Origin of the sequence: Nonomuraea sp. NPDC049607 (assembly GCF_040675375.1) — a bacterium.
Classification (GTDB): Bacteria; Actinomycetota; Actinomycetes; order Streptosporangiales; family Streptosporangiaceae; genus Nonomuraea.
In genome coordinates this window covers 1-5093 of sequence record NZ_JBFAOV010000089.1, presented here as the reverse complement: position 1 = coordinate 5093, position 5093 = coordinate 1, and the positions used below count along the sequence as shown (strand labels likewise).

Below are 5093 nucleotides of genomic sequence, written 5' to 3'. Positions count from 1 at the left end.
TGGGGTGTTCACGAGTTGGTCTGACCTGGAACTGAGTGGAGGCTCGGAAGATCGCTTCCCAGGATCCTTGTGATCGTTTCCCTGGAGGGAGGTGGGAGGTTCGTCGTTCTAGGAGGGCAGCCAGGAGGGCCACCAGGGCAGGACACAGTTGCCTGGCGTGCCTTGGGTGGCCAGGTCGTACAGGGTCAGGGCTACCGGCCCGGCGGCCGAGACGGTGATGGTGAGCGCCAGCAGGAGGAGTTCCAGCCACATGCGGCCGGCCAGGCGTGGCAGTCGGGCGAGTAGCTGGAAGGCCAGCGAGATGAGTGCCGACAGCACCGAGACGACCGGGAAGAGAACAAGGCGGCTCACCATCCAGATGGACCCGGCGAAGTTCTCTCCCGCACTCAGGTGGCCAGCGCAGTAGACGTGCGCACGAGCTACCAGGTGAAGCTCGAGGAAGGTTCCGACGGTCGCGAACGCCAGGGCGATGATCACGGGGAATCCGCAGCCGAAGACCCAGCGAATGTCGCCAGCTTCCCTCGAGCGGCTTCTTCGATTGATCACGGCGCCATCAAAGCAGGCCGGTATGTGCCTGATGCGTAGTTAATGTGGAGATCCGGTGCAAGGCGGCTCGGGCGTGAACCCGGAAACGACTCTGGCTTCGTTGCGGAAGTTGCGGCTTGAAAGCAAGGAAGATCTTGTGATGTGTCTGCACTCGCGTGGCTTTCGTGCCTACAGTGTGGAGTTGCAACTATTCGGTGAGTGAGTAAGCCGGAGTGCGGTGAGGCGCTGGGGTCATCAAGCCTGAGGGGGCGATGGTGCCATCACGGTTTGAGCAGATGAGTGTCGCTCAGCTTGTTGAGCGACTGGACGACGAGGAAGCCCAGGCGCGGCAAGAGGTCGTGGCGTGGCGCGAGAAAATCGCCGAGGCCGAGGAGCGACTGGAGCAACTGGCGGCGGTTCGGCGCACCTTGGCCAGGTTGCAGGCCAAGGACGAGGTGTCGGGCCGGAACCCCGTGGAGGATCTTCGGGCGAAGAACGCGGCGAGTGACGGTCGCGATCCCGTTGAAGTGCTCGACCAGAACGCCCCGGGCTCGCACGAGCCGGTCACCGGTGAGGCCGGCCGTCAAAGTCCCGCCGAGTCTCGCCACCTTCAACCGGTGCCGTCCATGGGAGCTCCGGACACTCTTGCTGCCGCGTGGCCCTCGTTGACCGGTGTCAACCGGCAGGTCGTCATCATGTTGGCCTCAGCAGGTCGTCCGATGCGCGCTAGGGAGGTCGCGATGGCGTTGGGCGAGCCGGATATTCACAAGCGGGTGGAAGTCGTCCGGACTCGTCTCAAGCGTCTGATCGACAAAGGGTGGCTGGCCGAGCACCAGCGCGGGCAGTTCTCGATCGCTGAGGGCCTCGACGGCGTCGCGCTGAACGGGGCCGCCGCTGACCATTGATGAGTTTGCCGTCACCCTTGGGCTGCGAGGGGTTGAGCCGAGTGGCCCGGGTCGACGATGAGAGGGTGCCGCCGAGAGTTCAGCTCGGCGGCACCCGGGTTGCGTGAGCGCCCTGCAGGTCTAACTGACGGTGGCTCGCGCGCTTCTGAGCGTAACGCGCGATGCGGTCGCTTGGGGGCCGTCGAGCCTATTTCGCCTGCCCTGCCCGATGTCCGGCAGAGCGGAAAGAGGACGATGATGCCTGTCACACCTGTCGATAGCCGACCCCAGAGCGATGGTCGATCACCAATCGCGCCACCTGCTGCCTTACCGGGTGGTGGGCCACAGCGGCTGACCGAGGGCGCTCTCCAGCAGGGCGATGGTGGCCACGTCGGGCCACGAGGTCCCGGCGAGCAGGTCATTGATGGATTGCCGGTTGACCCCGGACAGAGTGGCCAGGCCGCGCCGACTCAGCTTGCGCGCGGCGAGTTCAGCGGTGAGGGTGGCGGCGATCGCCTGAACGACGACGGCAGCCGGGTGCCCGGCCAGGTCCGCGTGGGGCCAGGCCTGCGGGTTGTCGGCCAGGTCCCGGGGCGCGGTGGAGCGGGCTCGTCCGCCGACCATGACAATGTTCTCCTATCGGTCGAAGTCATCGCGCTGCGTAACGGCAGGTTGTCCTGCCGATATGAGTGGGGTGTGACCCTTGACCCGGACACCTCCCAAGCGATCACCACCTACCGGCCCCAGCACGCCCCACCCGAGTGGGACCTGATCGCCGACACCGTGCGGATGCTGGTGGCCGCGAGCGCCCGCACCTCCCCCTACCGGGTCCAGCGCCTGCTGACAGTGACCACCCGGTTGGCCGTGTGGTGCCACCGCACCGGCCTGCCGGATGACCCGGAAGTGTGGTTGCGGCACGAAACGATCGACGCGTTCGTCCTGACCGGCTGCACCGATCTGGCGCCGGGTTCGGCGCAGACCTACCGCAGCTGGCTGCGGCACATGCGCGCCACGCTGGCCTGGCTGGAACGCGGCGAACAGGTGCCGCCGCCGATGAAAGCGCCCACTGCCGTCAGTCAGCCGTACTCGGCCGCCCAGCTCGGGCAACTGCGCGCCTGGGCGGACCATCTGCGTGGTCAGGCCCGCCACGACGCCCTCGCCCTGATGGCGCTCGGCTTCGGTTGCGGCCTGACCCCCGGCGAGATCGCCGCCGTCCGCGGCACCCACCTGCGCCACCTGGACTCCGGCGCGGTCGTGATCGCTGTCCCCGACACCAGCAGGTTGATCGTCTGCCGGGCCGCGTGGGAACAGGTGCTCGCCGAGACCGCGACCGCCGTCGGGGACAGCTTCCTGTTCCGGCCCCGCCGCCTCGTGCCGCACTTCAAGAATCTGTTCAGCGGCTGGTCCGCCCGACACCGGCCCACCGGCGGACTGCCCGCCCTGTCGGCGCGCCGGTTGCGCGCCTCCTGGCTGGTGGAACTGCTCACCGCCCGCATCGACCCCGGCGTGGTGGCCGCCGCGGCCGGGATGAGCGTGGCGGCGCTGGCCCGCTACCAGCATTTCGTCCCCGCTCTGGATGAGCAGAGCGCGGTCGCCCTGCTGCGCGGCCGCACCGATGAACGGGCAGGTTGAGTACGGCAGCGCCACCCGCCTGGCCTCCGCGCACCACCCGAGCACGAGCAGCCCGCCCCCGACCACCCGCCAAACAGGCGTTGCAGGTCCCCGACGCCGTCGTCGACCACTACGCCCGCCTGCTGGACGCCTCCGGCATCATGACGTTGATCAACGCCGAGCTCGGGCGCCGACCGGGCCCGGCCGGGCTGCCGATCCGCGCGGTGCTGATCTGCCTGCTGGTCTCCATCCACTACACCGGCAAGGCCACCCTGTCCGAAGCCTGGCGACTGGCTGCCTTCTCCCTGACGGCGACCGCGCGTGACCATCTCGAGCTTGAGGCCGACCCGGTCGACGCCGACGACCCGCATGCCTGTCTGGCCAGCTCCCGGCGCTTCTACCGAGCATTTGACCGGCTCACCAGCCTGCTCGACCCAGCCCGGCACGACCGCCGCGCCCGCCTCCCCCAGCCAGATGCCGACCAACTGGCCACCACCTGGGAGGACACCGATCCCGAGCACACACGGCTGCGGGACCTGCTGCAAAACATCGTCACCGCGCTCGTGCTCACCCCGGTCAAGTGGGCCAAAGGCCGCGGCTACCTGGCCGGCTTCCAAGGCGACGTCGGGATCGACACCACCGCAGTGCCCGTCTTCGCACGACCGCCACGCGTCCGCCGCTCTACCGGTGAATTGGTGGCTTCCACCGAGATCACCGCAGGCTGGCACCATTCGGCCGGAAAGACCGAGCCGGAGTTCGGCTACAGCGCCACGCTCACCGTCGCCGCCCGCACCACCACCGCCGTCACCACCACCACCGTCACCGCCACGTTCCCCCAGCTCGCGCTCGGCCTGGTCCTCGACACCCCGCACAAACGCATCGGCCAGAACGCTCTGGCCACCCTGCACCCGTTGACCGGACTCGATCTGCCCGCACGCTTCGCCGTCGTCGACCGCGCCTACACCGATCAGCAGCCCGACCATTTCGCCCGGCCCGTCCGCGCTCTCGGCTACAAACTCGCCCTGGACTACAAACTCCTCAACCGAGGAGTGCAGGGCAGCGTCCACGGCACCCTGCTCGTCGACGGCACCCTGGCCTGCCCGTTGATGCCTGACCGCCTCGCCCACGCCACCACCGGCCTGGACGATGACGCCATCCGCGCCCCGTCCGAGGAACTGGCCACGGCGATCGCCGCGCGCGAGCCTTACTTCCTGCAGCTCAAACAGAGCCCGAACGCCAGCGGTGCCGTCCGCCTCCAGTGCCCGGCCGCCGGCACCTCTCCATCGGTCAGCTGCGCGCGATTCGACCGTCTCCACCAGCGCGAACCCGGACGGCCAGCCGCTGTCGACCTGTCCGACGCCCGGCGACGAGCCGCTCACCCCTCGGCCAAACCTCGCGTCCTGACACCCTTCCCCGACCTTCCCGCCGATCAGCAGCCGAAGATCTGCCGCCAGCGGAGCATCACCCTGCACCCGGCCGACCTGGGTCACCTCGACAAGTTCCGCCAGGACCTGCCCTACCTCAGCCCGACATGGAAACGGACATATGGATCTGCGAGGGCGCAAACAGAGGGCTTGAACGGCCGTTTGAAGGGCTTCGCCCTGGATCTTGGTGAGCCAAAGAACCGACTTGCCCACGGACGCGTCGCCCAGTCCATCCTGGCCGCCTTGATCGTCACGGTCGCCAACGACGACTTCCTCGACCAGTGGCGCCACACCCACCAGCCCGAGCACATCGCAATCCAGCCGCCGGACATCACCGCAGATCTCCCTGATCAACGTCCCAGCGAGCCACCCACACCGAACGGGACATCCCCACCTCGGACTTAAGCCGCAATTCGCCTCATCAAGACCCAGCACCCCGCCAGCCGAGGGCTTCGCCATGCCCACCGGCCGGTCCACCGCGTCCCGACAGCCGCGCGACAGCACCCGAGCCTTCCACCACGCTCGCTCCACAGGCCCCGAAACCACGCGAATGCGAATCGGGCACCCCTGAAACGACAAGATCCCGCCCGATCATCAAGATCAGACGGGATCCCGTCAACTTCAGTCCAGCCGTTTCAAGAACGGCTCC

At 68.1% G+C, this 5093-nt stretch carries 5 protein-coding genes; 3 read left to right on the top strand and 2 right to left on the bottom strand.

Annotated features, from left to right (window positions below; all coding sequences use genetic code 11):
- Positions 1–108: 108 nt before the first annotated feature.
- Complete coding sequence (locus AB0J97_RS51410) at positions 109–477, bottom strand: hypothetical protein (RefSeq protein ID WP_364104721.1); 369 nt, start codon at positions 475–477, stop codon at positions 109–111.
- 344 nt (positions 478–821) lie between these two features.
- On the opposite strand from AB0J97_RS51410, the gene AB0J97_RS51405 reads away from it, so the two are divergent.
- On the top strand, positions 822–1430 hold the full coding sequence (locus tag AB0J97_RS51405; RefSeq protein WP_364104718.1) for a hypothetical protein: 609 nt from the start codon (positions 822–824) through the stop codon (positions 1428–1430).
- A 306-nt stretch (positions 1431–1736) separates the two neighbouring features.
- On the opposite strand, the gene AB0J97_RS51400 is transcribed toward AB0J97_RS51405, so the two are convergent.
- Positions 1737–2033 (bottom strand): helix-turn-helix transcriptional regulator, encoded by a 297-nt coding sequence (locus AB0J97_RS51400; RefSeq protein WP_125636525.1) that lies wholly within the window; start codon positions 2031–2033, stop codon positions 1737–1739.
- A gap of 72 nt (positions 2034–2105) precedes the next feature.
- Here AB0J97_RS51400 and AB0J97_RS51395 point away from each other — a divergent pair, with 72 nt between their 5' ends.
- Together AB0J97_RS51395 and AB0J97_RS51390 are read left to right on the top strand one after the other, a co-directional pair.
- Positions 2106–3041 (top strand): hypothetical protein, encoded by a 936-nt coding sequence (locus AB0J97_RS51395; RefSeq protein WP_364104715.1) that lies wholly within the window; start codon positions 2106–2108, stop codon positions 3039–3041.
- Between the two features lie 80 nt (positions 3042–3121).
- Positions 3122–4849 (top strand): hypothetical protein, encoded by a 1728-nt coding sequence (locus AB0J97_RS51390; protein WP_364104712.1) that lies wholly within the window; start codon positions 3122–3124, stop codon positions 4847–4849.
- Positions 4850–5093 lie beyond the last annotated feature (244 nt).

Coding starts and splice junctions, on each gene's coding strand:
- AB0J97_RS51405 (WP_364104718.1), top strand. CDS start 822: ATGAGTGTCGCTCAGCTTGTTGAGCGACTGGACGACGAGGAAGCCCAG.
- AB0J97_RS51400 (WP_125636525.1), bottom strand. CDS start 2,033: ATGGTCGGCGGACGAGCCCGCTCCACCGCGCCCCGGGACCTGGCCGAC.